Annotated in this window: 16 protein-coding genes and 1 pseudogene; 2 read left to right on the top strand and 15 right to left on the bottom strand. The window is 37.6% G+C overall.

The features are described from left to right. Positions 1 to 126 precede the first annotated feature (126 nt). From HMPREF9072_RS08745 to dnaN, 8 genes are all read right to left on the bottom strand, one after another. Positions 127 to 1044, bottom strand: a complete 918-nt coding sequence (locus tag HMPREF9072_RS08745) for a UDP-3-O-(3-hydroxymyristoyl)glucosamine N-acyltransferase (protein WP_009411367.1) — start codon at positions 1042 to 1044, stop codon at positions 127 to 129. A gap of 2 nt (positions 1045 to 1046) precedes the next feature. After that, entirely contained in the window at positions 1047 to 1613 is a 567-nt protein-coding gene (efp, locus tag HMPREF9072_RS08740; RefSeq protein ID WP_002671577.1) for an elongation factor P, read from the bottom strand. Between the two features lie 39 nt (positions 1614 to 1652). Beyond that, a complete protein-coding gene (gene lpxA / locus HMPREF9072_RS08735) occupies positions 1653 to 2447 on the bottom strand; it encodes an acyl-ACP--UDP-N-acetylglucosamine O-acyltransferase (protein ID WP_002671575.1) in 795 nt (264 codons plus the stop codon). A 6-nt stretch (positions 2448 to 2453) separates the two neighbouring features. After that, positions 2454 to 3842: a bifunctional UDP-3-O-[3-hydroxymyristoyl] N-acetylglucosamine deacetylase/3-hydroxyacyl-ACP dehydratase gene (locus tag HMPREF9072_RS08730; protein WP_009411366.1), complete on the bottom strand. Its 1389-nt coding sequence runs from the start codon at positions 3840 to 3842 to the stop codon at positions 2454 to 2456. 7 nt (positions 3843 to 3849) lie between these two features. Further along, on the bottom strand, positions 3850 to 4869 hold the full coding sequence (gene lpxD, locus HMPREF9072_RS08725; RefSeq protein ID WP_009411365.1) for a UDP-3-O-(3-hydroxymyristoyl)glucosamine N-acyltransferase: 1020 nt from the start codon (positions 4867 to 4869) through the stop codon (positions 3850 to 3852). A gap of 158 nt (positions 4870 to 5027) precedes the next feature. Beyond that, positions 5028 to 6245: an HD domain-containing protein gene (locus tag HMPREF9072_RS08720; RefSeq protein ID WP_009411364.1), complete on the bottom strand. Its 1218-nt coding sequence runs from the start codon at positions 6243 to 6245 to the stop codon at positions 5028 to 5030. Then, on the bottom strand, positions 6229 to 8319 hold the full coding sequence (locus HMPREF9072_RS08715; RefSeq protein WP_009411363.1) for an LTA synthase family protein: 2091 nt from the start codon (positions 8317 to 8319) through the stop codon (positions 6229 to 6231). Before HMPREF9072_RS08715 ends, HMPREF9072_RS08720 begins: the two co-directional genes overlap by 17 nt. Positions 8320 to 8425: 106 nt before the next feature. After that, positions 8426 to 9550 (bottom strand): DNA polymerase III subunit beta, encoded by a 1125-nt coding sequence (gene dnaN, locus HMPREF9072_RS08710; protein ID WP_009411362.1) that lies wholly within the window; start codon positions 9548 to 9550, stop codon positions 8426 to 8428. A gap of 654 nt (positions 9551 to 10204) precedes the next feature. Here dnaN and HMPREF9072_RS08705 point away from each other — a divergent pair. Beyond that, positions 10205 to 10501, top strand: a complete 297-nt coding sequence (locus HMPREF9072_RS08705; RefSeq protein WP_009411360.1) for a co-chaperone YbbN — start codon at positions 10205 to 10207, stop codon at positions 10499 to 10501. 41 nt (positions 10502 to 10542) lie between these two features. On the opposite strand, the gene HMPREF9072_RS08700 is transcribed toward HMPREF9072_RS08705, so the two are convergent. The 6 genes from HMPREF9072_RS08700 to HMPREF9072_RS08675 all read right to left on the bottom strand — a co-directional run bounded on the left by HMPREF9072_RS08700 (position 10543) and on the right by HMPREF9072_RS08675 (position 15574). After that, on the bottom strand, positions 10543 to 11598 hold the full coding sequence (locus HMPREF9072_RS08700) for a DUF3810 domain-containing protein (RefSeq protein ID WP_009411359.1): 1056 nt from the start codon (positions 11596 to 11598) through the stop codon (positions 10543 to 10545). After that, entirely contained in the window at positions 11598 to 12209 is a 612-nt protein-coding gene (locus HMPREF9072_RS08695; RefSeq protein ID WP_002671558.1) for a DUF2911 domain-containing protein, read from the bottom strand. Before HMPREF9072_RS08695 ends, HMPREF9072_RS08700 begins: the two co-directional genes overlap by 1 nt. A gap of 1 nt (position 12210) precedes the next feature. After that, a complete protein-coding gene (locus HMPREF9072_RS08690) occupies positions 12211 to 12933 on the bottom strand; it encodes a porin family protein (RefSeq protein ID WP_009411358.1) in 723 nt (240 codons plus the stop codon). Between the two features lie 17 nt (positions 12934 to 12950). Further along, on the bottom strand, positions 12951 to 13685 hold the full coding sequence (ubiE, locus tag HMPREF9072_RS08685) for a bifunctional demethylmenaquinone methyltransferase/2-methoxy-6-polyprenyl-1,4-benzoquinol methylase UbiE (protein ID WP_009411357.1): 735 nt from the start codon (positions 13683 to 13685) through the stop codon (positions 12951 to 12953). Between the two features lie 105 nt (positions 13686 to 13790). Then, a complete protein-coding gene (locus tag HMPREF9072_RS08680) occupies positions 13791 to 14609 on the bottom strand; it encodes a 5'-nucleotidase, lipoprotein e(P4) family (RefSeq protein ID WP_009411356.1) in 819 nt (272 codons plus the stop codon). Between the two features lie 14 nt (positions 14610 to 14623). After that, complete coding sequence (locus tag HMPREF9072_RS08675; protein ID WP_009411355.1) at positions 14624 to 15574, bottom strand: 2-hydroxyacid dehydrogenase; 951 nt, start codon at positions 15572 to 15574, stop codon at positions 14624 to 14626. Between the two features lie 179 nt (positions 15575 to 15753). Between HMPREF9072_RS08675 and HMPREF9072_RS08670 the strand changes: the two genes are divergently transcribed. After that, positions 15754 to 16872, top strand: a complete 1119-nt coding sequence (locus HMPREF9072_RS08670; protein WP_009411354.1) for a formimidoylglutamase — start codon at positions 15754 to 15756, stop codon at positions 16870 to 16872. 327 nt (positions 16873 to 17199) lie between these two features. Here HMPREF9072_RS08670 and HMPREF9072_RS12655 read toward each other — a convergent pair. Further along, positions 17200 to 17297: pseudogene (locus HMPREF9072_RS12655) on the bottom strand (dihydrolipoyllysine-residue succinyltransferase); the annotation flags it as partial.

Raw genomic sequence — 17297 nt, 5'->3', positions numbered from 1 at the left:
ATAAAAAGTTGAGAATTAGCAGTTAAGAAGTAAGAGAAAAAAGAGTTTTGAGCGAAGGTAAAGTGATGAAAAACGAAAGGAACTACCTAAAAAGGCAGTTCCTTAATTGTATAACTATAAAATTACTTATTTACAATTGATAAGCTGTTTAAGTGCACTCATTTCTTTATATTTCTCACGGGCTTCCCCAGCAGGATAACCAAAGTAAGTTTGTCCGCCCTCCAACGATTTAGAAATACCGCTTTGAGCTAAAATCACCGCTTTTTCACCTATAGTGATACCGCTAGTCATTCCTACTTGTCCCCAAATAGTTACTTCATTTTCTATTACTACACAACCAGCAATCCCTGTTTGTGAAGCAATGAGACACTTCTCTCCTACTACCGTATCGTGACCTATATGCACTTGATTATCTATCTTTGTTCCTTTTTTGATAGTGGTATCACCTGTTACTCCTCTATCAATGGTACAAAGAGCACCTAAATCCACATTATCTTCAATTACTACACGTCCACCTGACTTGAGTTTATCAAAACCTTCGGGACGTTTTTTGTAATAAAAAGCATCTGCTCCGAGCGCTGTACCGGCGTGAATAGTTACATTATCACCTATCACACAATCGTCGTAGATACTCACATTAGAATGAATCCGGCAGTTGTTACCTATTACTACATTGTTACCCAAAAAAGTACCTGGTTGCACTACTGTATTTTCACCTATACGAGCTGAAGGGGCTATAAGTGCAGTTGCTTTTTGAAAAGGTTTAAAAAAGTCGGTGAGTTTATTAAAATCGCGAAAAGGATCATCGGATATTAAAAGGGCTTTCCCTTCAGGGCATTCTACTTCTTTGTTGATAAGTACAATAGTAGCCTTAGAATGCAAAGCCTTCTCGTAATACTTAGGATGGTCTACAAAGACTATATCACCTGCTTGTACTACGTGAATTTCGTTCATTCCAAGTACAGGAAAATCTTCTGCACCTACGTATTTCGCATTGATGATAGTAGCTATTTGCTTAAGGGTATAAGGCTGTGAGAAACGCATAATTAGTCTTTCATTCTTTCGACGTAAGTACCTTTTTCAGTTTCTACCTTAATACGGTCACCTTCGTTGATGAAAAGAGGTACATTCACAATAGCTCCTGTTTCAACAGTAGCAGGTTTGGTAGCATTAGTAGCTGTATTACCTTTCACTCCTGGTTCTACGTGTGTAACAGTAAGGATAACGTTAGCAGGCATTTCTACTGAAAGCGGTGTTTCGTCTTCGGCATTGAAGATTACCATCACGGTTTCACCTTCTTTAAGTAAATCGGGGTAATCGAGCATATCTTTGCGAATATGCACTTGGTTGAAGTCGTCGTTGTTCATAAATACAAACTCATCGCCTTCGGCATACAAATATTGGAAAGAACGAGTTTCGACACGTACATCTTCAATTTTGTGACCAGCAGAGAAAGTGTTGTCAAGAATTTTACCTGTGGTAACACTTTTGAGTTTAGTACGTACAAAAGCAGGCCCTTTACCTGGTTTTACGTGTAGAAATTCAATAATTTTGTAGATATCGTGATTGAAGCGAATGCACAATCCTTTTTTAATGTCTGCGGTTGTTGCCATTTATTTTATTTTAAGTTATTTGTTTTTAGTTTTAAGTTCTTACTCTTTTATTAATTCACCGTGATAGCCTTTCATAATACCGTGCTGTGAGCGACGCACGAATTGCAATATCTCATCGCGTTCTACAGTGGCTTCCATTTCAGCTTCTATATAGTCCAAAGCGTGAGAGGTACTGAGTTTCTTTTGGAAAAGTACACGGTAAATATCTTGTATCTCACGTATTTTCTCAGTAGTAAATCCACGACGATGTAACCCTATAGAATTCACTCCCACATAAGAAAGTGGGTTGCGTGCGGCCTTTACATAAGGAGGAACATCTTTACCTACGAGCGAACCTCCTGTTACAAAAGCATAACTCCCTATAGAACAAAACTGATAAACAGCAGTCATTCCTGCCATTACAGCACAATCACCTACAGTTACGTGTCCTGCAAGAGTAGTACCATTAGAGAAAATACAATTATCCCCAACAATGCAATCGTGAGCGATATGAGAGTAAGCCATTATCAAGCAATTATTACCAACTACAGTTCTCATACGGTCGACGGTACCTTTATTGATGGTTACACACTCTCTGATAGTAGTATTATTGCCTATGTGAGTAGTGGTTTCTTCACCTTTATACTTGAGATCTTGTGGAATAGCTGAAATTACAGCTCCAGGAAAAATTTTGCAGTTCTTCCCTATACGCGCTCCCTCCATAATGGTTACGTTAGGTCCTATCCAAGTACCCTCACCTATTTCTACATTTTTACTGATAGTAGTAAAAGGCTCTATCACTACATTTTTAGCGATTTTGGCATCGGGATGGACATAAGCCAAAGGTTGAATCATATACTTTTATTTTACTTTAACAATTTGAGCCATTAGCTCAGCTTCAGTAGCTAACTTCCCGTTCACATAAGCGTAAGCTTGCATATGGCAAATACCACGGCGAATAGGCGTTAGCAATTCTAACTTGAATATAAGGGTATCCCCTGGCACTACTTGTACCTTGAACTTCACATTGTCTATTTTCATAAAGTAAGTGAGATAATTTTCGGGGTCAGGTACGGTACTAAGTATCAATACACCTCCTGTTTGTGCCATTGCTTCTATTTGGAGCACTCCAGGCATTACAGGAGCTCCAGGGAAGTGTCCTACGAAGAAAGGTTCATCCATTGTTACATTCTTTAAACCTACGACGTGTTTGTCAGAAAGTTCAAAGATTTTATCTACCAACAAGAATGGCGGACGGTGAGGTAACAACTTCATTATATCAACAGTATTGAGTAACGGCGGTTGATTGATATCTATAGAAGGAACGTTGTTACGACGTTCATTTTTTATAATCTTAGAAAGTTTTTTAGCAAATTGGGTATTGGTGAAGTGCCCAGGTTTAGTAGCAATCACTTTTCCGCGAATGCGTGTACCTACCAATGCCAAATCGCCTATTACATCCAATAGTTTATGGCGAGCAGCTTCGTTAGGGTAATGCAAAGTAAGATTATCGAGCACTCCATTAGGTTTCACTGAAATATTATCTTTGTTGAAAATCTTTTTAAGTTTCTGCATCGTACTATCAGAAATTTCTTTATCTACATATACGATAGCATTATTCAAATCTCCTCCTTTAATCAAACCGTGATCAAGTAAAGCTTCGAGTTCGTGCAAGAAACTAAAAGTACGAGCATCAGCTATTTCGGTTTTAAATTCGGAAAGTTTATTGAGGTAAGCATTTTGGGTGCCCAAAATCTTAGTACCAAAATCTACCATTGTAGTCACTTGGTATTCCTCGGCAGGAATGAGAGTAATCTCACTACCTGTTTCTTCATTTACGTAAGTAATTACTTGTTTTACTATATACTCATCACGCTCTGCATCTTGAGGAGTGATACCCGCTTTTTCTATAGCTTCTACAAAATATTTAGAAGAACCATCCATAATGGGAGGTTCGGAGGAGTTGAGCTCAATAATCACATTATCCAAATCCATACCGACGAGCGCTGCTAAGATGTGCTCACAGGTTTGGATTTTCACCCCCTTTTTCTCTAAAACAGTGCCACGTTCTGTACTCGCTACATAGGTAGCATCAGCTTCGACAACGGGGTTTCCTTCTAAATCGGTACGTACAAAGGTAAAACCATTGCCTACTGGTGCAGGTTTGAGCACCATTTTTACTTGTTTACCAGTATGTAACCCAATACCTTCTAAGGTAATTTCTTTGGATAAAGTATTTTGCTTTACCATAGTGTATTTATTTTAATTTTTTTTCTAATTCTTCTAAGCGTTTAAGCAAGTTAGGTAATTTTCTAAAAATGACATAAGCTTTGTTGTATTCAGCGTGCCCCAAAGCGGGAGAGCCTTGTATTGCTTCGTCATCTTTAAGGTTGCGACCTACCCCTGTTTGGGCTTGTATTTTCACGCGATTGCCTATTACTAAGTGACCTACGATTCCCACTTGACCACCTATCATACAATTTTCGCCTACTTTAGTTGAGCCAGCGATGCCTGTTTGGGCAGCAATCACTGTATTTTTACCTATTTCTACATTGTGGGCAATATGTATTTGGTTGTCTAACTTTACCCCCTTACGAATGATAGTAGAACCTAAAGTTGCACGATCTATAGCTGTTTCTGCACCTATATCTACAGAATCTTCAATCACGACATTACCTATCTGTGGTACTCTGCTGAACTCTCCTTTTTCATTGGGCTGGAAGCCAAATCCGTCAGCACCTAATACTACTCCACTGTGGAGCATACAATCTTTGCCTATGACAGTTTCGGAATATATTTTACAGCCTGCAAAAATAGTAGTCCCCTCACCTACTGATGAGTTATCACCTATGTAAGTGTTAGGATAGATTTTCACATTATCGCTTATCACTACATTTTCGCCAATATACACAAAAGCTCCTATATATACATTTTGTCCTATTTTAGCAGATGAAGCGATAAACGAAGGTTGTTCTATACCTACTTTATTCATTTTCACTTGATTGTAAAATTCTAAGAGTTTAGTAAAAGCGGCATAAGCATCGTCTACTCTCACTAAAGTTGCTGATATTTTATCTTCAGCCTCAAAGTCCTTATTTACAATCACTATGGATGCCTGAGTAGTATAGATAAAATGTTTGTATTTAGGGTTTGCCAAAAAAGATATACTCCCTTCACTTCCCTCTTCAATTTTTGAAAGTTTATAGACTTCAATTTGGGGATTTCCTTCTACTTCACCGCCGAGTACATTGGCTATTTGTAATGCTGTAAATTTCATTTAATTAGTTTATAATCAAAACGATATAAAACAATATTTATATGTTTTTGTCTTAAAAAAGGTTGTTTTTCGCAACAAAAATATAAAAATTATTTCATATAGCACTCTTTTTGCTATTTTTTTTCTCTATTGGTAATTTTACTCCCTCCTTTTCTACCTTACTTTGGATAGCAAATATAGTATCGTTCGGTTACTTGTGAAAGAGGTTCTAAGTTGATGGCTTCAGAGGTTTTAGTAAGATCTACTACTCTTCCATTTTTGGTGAGAATCTTAATTATTTCCTTTCCTGGATTATACGCTCTGTTAGTCATCACTCCTGTAAAGACAAAGTACTTAATATGCTTTTCTTCTACTCCTTTAGCAAGAGATAGTTTCTGCAGTCTCTTTATCTTCTGTTCTTCAAAATCGTTTAAGCGGACTTTTATTTTTAGCAAATCGCGATTGAGCAACATTTTGCTGAGTTTAGAAAGGACTACATCGGGGTGAAACTGCCATTCTTTCATTGCCGAAATAATATCTGTATCGTCTAAACGAGCAAACATCTCAAGTACTTCTTGTGAGAAATTATCTTTGGATATCTTGTTTTTCACAAAGAAAGCTAAGGCGGTGGACATAGTCAGTTCTTGCCCTTGTTGCACCAACTCTTTGGCACGATTGAGCAACCTGATGAGTATCTGCTCGGCTACTACGCTGGTTTTGTGCAAATACACTTGCCAATACATCAAGCGGCGGGCTATTAGGAATTTCTCTACTGAGTATAAGCCTTTTTCTTCGACTACTAATTCGTCGTTGCGTACGTTAAGCATTGAGATAAGGCGTTCAGAATTTATATTCCCCTCAGCGACTCCTGTATAAAAACTATCGCGTTTGAGGTAATCGGCTCTGTCCATATCCAACTGCCCCGAGATAAGTTGATGCATAAACTTACGTGGGTAAGTACCTTGAAATATTGCTATAGCGGTATCTAATTTGCCATTGAATACCTTGTTAAGCTCTTGCATAAAGCGCAGCGAGATTTCCTCGTGAGAAATACCTTCGACAATGCTGTGTTCCATTGCGTGAGAAAAAGGTCCGTGCCCTATGTCGTGCAACAATATGGCAATATAGAGTCCTTCAGCCTCTTTTTCAGAGATTTGTATTCCCTTGAAACGGAGCATCTCTACTGTTTTCTGCATCAAGAACACACACCCCAATACGTGCTCAAAACGAGTGTGTTTAGCCCCCGGAAATACCAAATACGAAAGTCCCATTTGATTGATACGCCTGAGCCGCTGGAAATAAGGATGCTCAATAATGTCAAACACTAAAGTGCTGGGGATATGGATAAACCCATAAATAGGGTCGTTGATAATTTTTAGCTTATTTCTTGAGCGCATTGAACTGTTTGTTTTTTAACCACTCGGCAGTAGCTTGATAAGTACCAATACAAGCATCGGCTTGTTCCTTATTCACATTATTTTCTTTTATTTGCTTATAAAACAACGGATACTCTTGTGAGGGTTGTTCTGTTTCTTTGCACAAACTGTATTGAGTGGTTTTTCTCAAAGGTGATATAATAGTGAGTTTATCAGGGGTTAAGTAACCTAAATCCTGATAAGTAGCAATATAAGCGCGTGGCTGATAGCCTTCTTTTAGTACATCTTGCCCTATAAATTTAGATGTATAACTAAAGTTAAGCAAACCAAAAACAGTAGGCATCACATCTATTTGTGATATCATTGTATCTACTTTTTTAGGAGCAATAAAATCGGCAACAATAAAACAAGGAATGCGATAACCATCTAAAGGCAATTCGGTACTACCTGCACTCGATGCACAGTGATCGGCTACAATCACAAAAAGAGTATTTTTATACCACTCTTGTTGTTTTGCCATCTCAAAGAATCGCTTGAGAGCATAATCGGTATATTTTACTCCACCTGCACGTCGTTTTTCGGTAGGAGAAATGTCAATTTTACCTTCAGGATAAGTAAACGGACGGTGATTACTTACTGTCATCCAGTGATTGAAAAACGGTTTGCCTGCTCTAGCTTGTTCATTCATCACCTTTATAGCTTTGTTTGCCATATCTTCATCGCAAACGCCCCATATATTGGAAAAAGTTACTTCTTCTGGAGTAAAGCTCTTGCTATCTACAATATCGTAACCATTACCACTGAAGAAATCCTTCATATTATCAAAATAACTATCACCTCCATAGAGATATTTCACATCATAACCTTTACTTTTGAACACGCTACCCGTGGTAAACTTATCTTTATTGTCTTTGCGCTTCACCACACTTTCGCCTGGAGTAGGTGGTATGCAAAGAGTTAGAGCTTCCAACCCTCTCACAGTGCGGTTACCCGTAGCATACAAATTAGTAAAAAATAAGCTGTTATTAGCTAAGCTATCCAAGAAAGGTGTACGGTTATCGGCATTACCATACATTGTAAGGTATTCTGCCGAAAGACTCTCTACTGAAATGAGGAGGACATTGCGGTGTACTTCGGTAGTATCGCTTACAATTTGGCGTTCGAGAGCAGGCGCATTGAGTTGTTTGAGCACAATGCTTTCAGCCTCTTTATCTGGCAAGGTAGGATAAAACTGAAAGAAATCTAACTCACTATGAGTAAAAGCGTAATAAAACTTGTAAACACCATTGCTTTGTATTTCTTGAGCAAAAGTATTTTCGGCAGTCATAGCACCAAGCTGGGGTAATCTCCACATTCCTATAAGCACTAACAGTAAATAGGGCACTACTATAACCGTTTTTTCAAAGAGGGTAGGTATTGTTTTGAGCGCACTCTTAGTCTTGAGAAATAAATATATAGTAATTGCCAATACTACTACAAAAACCCCTGTAAATAAGGGTACTACAGGGTAACTCTCCATTATATTACCTATCACTTCATTGGTATAAATAAGGTAATCTACTGCTATAAAGTTATAACGAATCCCGAACTCATTCCAAAAGAAATATTCGCTTACTGCATTCATCACTATGGCAAATACATAGATAGCCAACGTAATAAAATACAATGCATTGCGCAGTTGGGCTCTGTACTTAGGCAAAAAGAGTAATAAGGCAAAACACAGCGTTTTAAAGCCGAAGAAAGCTAATGCGATTTCGGGAATCACACCCCCATATTGAGCAAATATATTGTTAGGATAAAACTGTATATAGAGTAGTATGAGGATAAACACTCCTAAAATAATGCCTCCGTAAGGTTTTTTGTACTTCACATTGGCGATAAAGAGGAAATAAAGCATTAAAATACTACTTGCCAATACTATCACAAAAGCGTCGGATAGTAAGCCTATGAAAAGCATCTTAAACACACTCCACACCGAAAATGTGGTAGCAGTGATAGGGTGCACCATAAAAACGATGCGCATCACAAACGATACGATAAGGTATAAGCTAGCTATATAAGTAAAAGGTTTTATTCTTTCTAAAATAGACTTCATAGATAGTTATTTTTGAATGATAAACATTGTAATTTCTCTCTTAAAAAAAGAAACGCCTTAAAAAGACTCATAAGGCGTTTCATTTTAAAAATGAAAAATTCTTTATTTATTGATTTGTGTTGAGCATAATTGGCATTGCCAACATTAGCACTTTCTCACCCTCATCAAGTCCATCAACAGGCGTGATAAGTCCAGCGCGATTTGGCAACGACATTTCTATCAAGATTTCATCAGAGTCTAAGTTATTAATCATCTCTTTCAAGAACTTAGAGTTGAAGCCTATTTCTAAATCGTCTCCCTGATAGTTACAAGTGAAACGCTCCTCACCTTTATTGCTATAATCTACGTCCTCAGCTGAAATTACCAAGCTAGAACCAGCTATTTTCAAGCGCACTTGGTGGGTAGTTTTATTTGAAAACAACGACAAACGGTTAATAGAACTATAGAATTGCGAACGATTTAAGATAAGTTTGTTAGGATTTTCTTTAGGAATTACCGCATCGTAGTTAGGATATTTACCATCTATAAGGCGGCAGATGAATTCCATATCGTCAAAAGAGAATTTTGCATTGCTCTCGTTGTATTCTATTGTTACTTCTGTTTCGCTACCTGCTAAAATACCTTTGAGAATGTTCAACGGTTTTTTAGGCATAATGAAATCAGCCGCTTCATTAGCTTTGATGTCTAAGCGTTCGTATTTCACTAATTTATGAGCATCAGTACCTACAAAGGTAAGTCCGTTTTCACTGAATTGGAATAAAATACCGCTCATTGTAGGACGTAAATCGTCATTTCCTGCTGCGAAAATAGTCTTTTGCACGGCAGTTGCTAATACATCGCCTATCATCGTTACTTTGCTCGATTCAGGCAAGGCTACAGGACGAGGGAACTCCTCTCCATCTAAATAAGCTAAGGTATAATTACCGGTAGTAGAGCTAATTTCTATTACATTATTCTCTTTTACCAAAAAGGTAAGGGGTTGTTCTGAAAAGGTTTTAAGGATATCTATCAATAATTTAGCTGATACTGCTATGCTCCCTTCTGAATCTGATTCTACTTCCAAAGTACCTCTTACAGTAGTTTCCAAATCGGAAGCAGAGATAGTTAAAGAATTGGTAGACAGTTCAAACAAAAAGTTATCGAGTATAGGCATTGTATTGTTGTTATTGATTACACCGCCAAATACTTGTAACTTCTTTAATAAGTAAGAACTTGATACTATAAACTTCATATTTTTATATATTTTAAATGACAAAATTACCCCTTTTCGGAGTAATAATGGCAAAAGTAGAAAGAATATTTGTTACTACCAAATTTTTTTAGATATTTTTTAATTTTAATATGAGTTCGACATAAGAGATAGTATGACTTACACTACAGAAATTCTAGCAAAACAAGCAATTACAAATAGGTAGTTTCGCTGTTTTTTTAATCTCCCACGAATTCCAAAAAATAGAAACTTTGCCAACAATAGAAAAACGAATCTATAAACAACAAAGAAAGACAGTTTTTGTTTGAAGCAATCTTATACTTAGCTTATACGAATCTTATAGGAAGAACGAACAATGAACGGTGCGAGCCGCACGGGCAAATGAACGAATGACGAACGATGAACGAACGAATGACGAACGATGAACGAACAAATGACGAACGATGAACGAACAAAAGACGAACAAAAGACGAACAAAAGACGAACAAATGACGAACAAAAGACGAACAAAAGACGAACAATGAACGAACGATGAACGAAGAAATGCTAAAGAGAAGAGGAAGATAAGATAGCGTTAATAGCTTTTTAAAAATAAAAAATAATATATTTTGCTTATTTCTATTTGTAATTAAAAAAAACTTTGTATTTTTGTGCCATTATTTTAAACATAAAATTATGGAGAAATTTGGTGATATCATCAATGTAAATACACCTGTGCTCATTTGTTTTTATTCTGAAGGTATTGAAGTTTCACTACATATGAATGCTGTATTACGCGAAATAGTTACTATTTTGAAGGATAGAGTAAAGGTTGTGAAAGTAGACATTAACAAGAATAAAGAATTAAGTAAGGCACTGAAGATAAGTGTCTTACCTACTGTTATTATCTTTAATAATATGAATCTTATTTGGCGGGGAGAAGGCTTTCAAGACAGTGAAGTTTTACTAATGGAACTTAACAAATTTCTGTAATTAATGATTAAAGGTCAATGATTAATGGTTAGTTCTAATTCCTAATTTCTAACATAATGAGGAATTAGTAATCCTACCACTAAATCGTAACTATTGATACCTTGTGATTGTTTGTTTGCTTTCAAGAATGCATCGTAGCTTGCTTTAAAAACAGGCTCAGCTTTGTTCTCATATTGTTGCCAAAACAAACGCACTTCTTTATAATTTTCAAAGATACCTTTGTGAATTTGGGAGTGAAGGCTTTCATATTCAGTAGGGGCTACTTGAGCTACTTCATTGAGAAAATAGCGCAAGGCAAAGAGTTCTGCACTGTATTTAAAATAAGGATTATCAGTTTTTAGAGCTGCCAAATACCCTAAATAATTTGCTTCTTCTTCGGCAGCATACCCCATTTGATGTGCTATCTCGTGGCAAACAGTAATAGGCACACTATAACCTATCATCTTTCTGTTTACTTGGGCTTCATTAGTAAACGGATTCAAATACCCACTATATCCCATATAGGTAAGCAATTTACTGTAAAGAGAAGGTTTGACGCTTTTCATTGCTTTAAAGTCTGTAACACCTTGTTTCTCCAGAGGATAGCCGTTATAAGCAATGCGATATATTTCTTTTTGTGAAAGCCAAAAGTCTACTTTAGTAGTATCATTGGTTGCTAATCGGGAATGGATTGTGTTGGCTCTGTCAATACACGTTTGTGTAGCTTTCAGCAGTTGGGCTTGGGTATATTCTTTAGAAATGTGTAAAGACTCCGATAAAGGTACCCTAAAATAGTTGAACCCCCAAAGGAAGAAAAAGGCAAAGACAATACGTATTATTTTTGAAAATATCTTATCTAAGATTTTTAAGGGGGCTTGCCATAACTTTTTGAAGTGTTTTACTACGGCTAAAAATATACCTATAATGAGCAACGTGTATAGAATATCACCCATAGAAAAAGGTACCCACCCGAATAAAAAGTGCAACACTTTAGCTATATACGGGTAGATACCTTTACTATAAATGTGTTCTGTAACGGTAGGAAAAGTACGAAAAACAAGCCAAATAACTATATAAATAGCAAAAACACTATATTTCCATACTTGTTTCCTTTCCATTATTTCTTATCGTCTTTACCTTCCAAGTCTCTCTCAAATTGTTTTACTTCTTTGAGTTGCTCTATAATCTTATCAATAGTTTCTTTTTTGTCTATTTCAATAGGAATTTCCACTTTAGTGTACTCCCAACGAATTACTAAATTTACTTTTTCATTAGAAATATTCTCGAATGAGAACTCTAAAGCTTCTTGTAAATCTTTGGTTTGAGTAACAGGCACTGTAAATTCAATAGCATTCTCATTAGGGTCATAGCTATAAGCTCCCCACGCATCGGCATCGTAATTGAGAACTACCGTCCACTGGTGAGCTTCAGGAGTTACAAAAATAGCATAATCGCCCTTCTTTACCGACTTGCCACCAAATTTTACAGGCTGAAGAAAACTAATACTCGTAGCTTGATTAGCTCCTAAACGCCAAATCTTCCCATAGGGGACTAATTCGCCAAATATTTTACGCCCTCGCACACTTGGGCGACCATAATCTACTGTAATTTGACTCACAGAAAACTGTTGTGTGATTACCTGACGTGGACTTGCCATAGGGTAGCTAAAGTTCTGCGCATAAGACGCAAGACTTATCAAAAAAACTACTATAAGGATTAGTTTCTTCATATTATTCGAAGTTTAGATTTAATAAGAACCCACGACTCTTTAAACCATTAAGATTACTTGTCCAAGGGCTATTGGGATTATTATCGGGTATCAACTCATTATTAACTGAAAATAGGGCTCTCAGAGAAGGAGAGACTCTAAAATAAGGAGTGTAGAAGTCAATACCTAAACCTAATTCATAAAAGAAAACATTTCTTGTAGCACGGAAAGTCTTTTCGGAATTATCAACATTTAGATTCGCATTACTACTCAAGTTAAACACCATAGAAGCTCCTGCCGTTACGTAGGGTTTTACGTTATACCAGCGCTTAGCACTATACTTTAGCAATAACGGAATATAAATATATGTAGAAGGAACATCACGCATCGAATCTCTCGAATCAGAGAATCCAGGGAAGATAAGAATACGCTTGTTGTACACCAAACCTGGCTCAATTCGCAAATCGAGATGTTTCACTAAGCGCACAGAGCCTGTAAGACCTACGTTGAAACCTAATTTACGGTCAGTTTGTATTTCTCGCAGATTAGCTGTGCGATAATTTAAGTCGCGGTAATCTATTTTGAAGTCAAACACATTGGTACCAAAATAGTACCCCCATTGAAAACGTTTGTCATCAAAATGTTCTAAGTTCATAATAGGCTCTTTGATTTGCCCATACAAATTCAATGCTCCTAAAAATAAGAACAACCCTATAAGACTCTTTTTAAATGTTTTCTTATTCATTTTTTATTGTTAAAGTTCTATTTATTAGCTATGTAAATGGTGACTACTCCACCTAAGGTTTTAGGATAATATTCAGTTTTCTGATAACCTACCTTATCTAATATCTCTTGAAACTTCTTCCCGTAAGGAAAATGGATAGCCGAATCAGATAAGTACCTATAAGCCGACCTGTCTTTAGAAAAGAGTTTGCCTATGAGGGGCATCATATAATTTGTATATAGATGATACCCTTGTTTGAAAGGGAACTTTTTAGGTACAGAAGTCTCTAATACCACCAAGCGCCCCTTAGGTTTCAGCACTCTGAGAATTTCACTTAGTCCCTTTTCTAAATCTTCAAAGTTGCGTACTCCAAAGCCTACCGTTACAGCATCGAAAGTAGCATCAGCAAAAGGTAGTTGCTCACTGTCTCCGTGTACTAAATTAATGCGGTCAGTAAGTTTTTTTTTAGCTATCTTTTCGCGCCCTACTTCCAACATTCCTTCTGAGATATCTAATCCTGTAATCCTCACATTGGGAATAGTAGTAAGAGCAATTGCTAAATCGGCTGTGCCCGTAGCTACATCAAGCACCGTAGTAGGGTGTATCTCTGCCACTTTTTGTACTACAAATTTACGCCATTTTACATCTGAGCCCCACGAAATCAAACGGTTCAAACCATCATAAGTATCTGAGATAGTGTTGAACATTTGGGTAACTTGTTCCTTTTTACCCTGTGCTGAATCTTGATAGGGCGTAACAGTGTTCTTAGGCATATAGTGCTGAATTTTTTGCAAAGATAGAAATTAATTTTCAATTGACAATATTTTTGTCTCTTATTCACATACCGCCCATTCCACAACCCTAGCTTTACCTCTTACCTATTTAAATGCCTTTGTATTATTCTTAATAATCGCTTCTTTCTCGGCTTCTGGAATAGAGTATTTATGACCATAAGCAGCTCCTTCCCAATCGCCGTAAGAATAGTTAGGGAGCACAATAAAACGCTTACCAAACTCTGTTTTATTCTTATGTACTGCCTCTGAACGTTCTTTTGGAGTACCACCATCGAAATCTTTAGAAAAGTCGGAAAGGTTGTCACCCATCAAGAGCACAATGTCGTAATCTTTAGCAATTTGTAATCGACGGTTTTCTTTGCTCTTCTCAGCAGAACGCAAGATAAGCCGATTGTCCGAAGGCAAAGGAAAATTGTACTTGCGCAAGTTCTTGGTCGTACCTTCACGTTCGTTGTCACGACGATTAGTCACATAGAAAATAGCTACTCCCTTGCTATCGGCGTATTTAAAAAACTCTAACGCGCCTGTTAGCGGTTTGGCATCGCCTAAAACTGTCCATTCTTCCCACGCTTTTTGTGAATAACTAATACCCTGTTTCGCACAATAGGCTTCAAAGGGCGAATTGTCCAAAAAGGTTTCATCTATATCGGTAACAATTGCCAGCGGTTTATCGCCCTTTTTAGCAAGGGCTTCGTCCAATCGCAATTGTGCCACGTTGAAGGCTTGCAAACACAAAGCTTCATATTCAGCAGCGTTTTGCTGAAAGTAAGACGACCACAATTTGCCGTTGGCAATGAGGGCACTTTCTTGCGTAGTAGTTTGCGTTGTGGTAATGTTTTTAGTAGCACAGCAACTGCCGAGCAGTAAGGCTACTACTCCAATGAGTAAATAATTCTTTTTCATTTCTATTTAATTTGTCAATTTGCTAATTTCCCAAATTTGCTAATTATCTTGTCTACTATTATCTGCGCAAGCTTTTCTTTACTTTCTAAAGTCCAGCCTGCAATATGAGGAGTGAGAAGCACATTATCCGCTTCCAATAGGTATTTAAACGATTGGGGCATTTGTTCGTCGCTAAAGAAGTCTTCAAACGATGCCTTTTCATATTCTAACACGTCTAAACCTGCTCCTAATACTTTCCCGCTTTGCAAGGCGCGTACCAAATCATCGGTAACTACGCTCTTCCCACGTGCAGTATTTAAGAGCCAAAAACTCTTAGCAAAACTATTGATAAACACTTCATTCACCATACCTATAGTTTGTGGGGTTTGAGGTGTGTGCAAGCTCACTACATCTGCCTGACGAAAAAAATCTACTAAGGTTACTTGTTTGGCATTCTCGTCACCTTTGTTGGGGAGTATATCGTAGCAAATCACACTACAGTCAAAACCGCGCAACTTCTTAGCAAAACTCTTTCCCATATTGCCGTAGCCTATGATACCTACTGTCTTGCCGTCGAGCTCCCAACCTCTGTTCTCCTCGCGCAACCATTTGCCATTTTTAATTTCGTTATTGGCTTTCTTAAACTTGTTCAGCAATGCCAGAAGCATACCGAGTGCGTGTTCGCCTACTGCATTTTTATTGCCTTCAGGGGCTGCGATGAGCGTTATACCTTTACTTTCGGCATAAGCTACGTCTATATTTTCAAGCCCTGCACCTACTCTGCCTATGAATCTCAATCGAGTAGCCTTGTCTAAAAATGTCCTGTCTATAGTAAAACGACTGCGTATAATAAATCCATCGTAATCAGCTATTTTAGCCTCAATAGACTCTTTAGAGCTTGTATAGTCTTCGTAATTTTCAAAACCCTGTGCTGCGAGTTGTGAAAGCATCAAGGGGTGGTTTTTGTCTATATGTAATATCTTCATTTTAAAGTGAATCCTTTTTTATCTTTAAATATAAAGAGCCTAATATAGGCCTTATTTTTTTGCAAAAATAATAAATAATTACGAACTACAAGTGAAGAACCACAAATAATTTGCTAATCCTCAAATTTGCTAATTTGCTAATTATCCCCTACCTTTGCCGTCTATTAATAAGAAAAATTATGTCACTATCCTATTTACAACCCGTTGATGAAGCTTTTACCTTAGACGATTACAAGCCACAACAAGTGGGTTTTCAACTCCATAAACACCTCCCCTCCCTTGGTTTACCTGATCTTACCGACGTGAAAATTGCCTTTTTCTGTATCGAAACAGAAGGACAGTCATTCTATCGCTTCCGTCAGCATCTGTATTCTCTCTTTATGGGAAATTGGAATTTTGCCATTGCCGATTTGGGTAACTTGCCCTTAGGCGAAACCGACGACGATACTCATTTTGCTATCAAAGAAATTGTAGCCGAGCTCATTAAGCAAGACGTTATCCCTGTGGTACTGGGGGGTTCGCAAGACTTTACTTATTCCCTCTACCGTGCTTTCGATAGTCTCGAACAAATGGTGAATGTAGTGTGTGTAGATGCTAAGTTCGATTTTGGCGATACCGAAGAACTCTTTGTAGAGAGCTCCTATATGAGCAAACTCATTTCAGAACCTCCCGTGAATTTACTCGATTTTACCAATCTTGGCTATCAGTCTTATTACGTAGCTCAAGAAGAGCTCGATTTGCTCGAAAAAATGTGTTTTGAAGTACACCGCTTGGGCAATATAGTGAATGATTTGAAGATTATCGAGCCCGCAATGCGTGATGCCGATATCGTGAGCGTCGATATGACCTGTGTGCAGGCAAAAGATATGTTAACTGAAGGTAATGTAAATGGCTTCAATAGTAGGGAAATATGTGCTATCACGCGTTATGCAGGTATCAGTAGTAATGTGCAAGTGGCAGGTATTTTCGATATCCCCAATACCGATTTGGCAAGTCAGCTACTCGCCGAAATGCTTTGGTATTTCTACGAAGGATTTAACTTCCGTATCAAAGAACTACCTGTGATAAACGACGAGAATTACACTAAATACATCGTACCCATTGAAGATATCCAAATAGAGTTCTTCAAAAGCACACAAACCGAACGCTGGTGGATGAAACCCGGAGGCGATAAATACTCCGGACCTCAAAACCACATACCCTCCGGACTTATTCCTTGTCTACCTCAAGACTACGAAGAAGCCATTAGTGGCACTATCCCCGAACGTTGGTGGCGCTCCTATCGCAAATCAGTATAAGCAAATATCTTTTCTATAAAGCCATAGAAAATCGCAATTTCATTTACTTTAAATTCGCTTTTTGTTCATTTATTCTTTATCCACCCTTGCGGCTCCTACCGTTATTTGTTCGTTTTAGGTTTACTTTAGCTTCGCTTTCTCTTCAAATAGGTCTTGTCTTTCAGATTGATAGTCTTCACTAATTTCTCTTTAAGGCTTGTCCCCCTTCGGGGGTTCGGGGGCTTTCGTCATTCGTCATTCATCTTTTCCTTCACTTTTCCTTCATCTTTTCTTCGTTCATTCTTCGTCTTTTCTCTATCTGCCCGTACAGGTCACACCGTCTTTTGTTCATTGTAGAGCCACTGTAGACCCACTGTATACCCACTGTAGAACCACTGTAGACCCACTATAAACCCACTGTAGACCCACTGTAGACCCACTGTAGA

This window comes from Capnocytophaga sp. oral taxon 324 str. F0483 (assembly GCF_000318315.2).
Lineage (GTDB): Bacteria > Bacteroidota > Bacteroidia > Flavobacteriales > Flavobacteriaceae > Capnocytophaga > Capnocytophaga ochracea.
The sequence above is the reverse complement of the archived record's forward strand: the minus strand, read 5'-3'. Positions and strand labels throughout refer to the sequence as shown.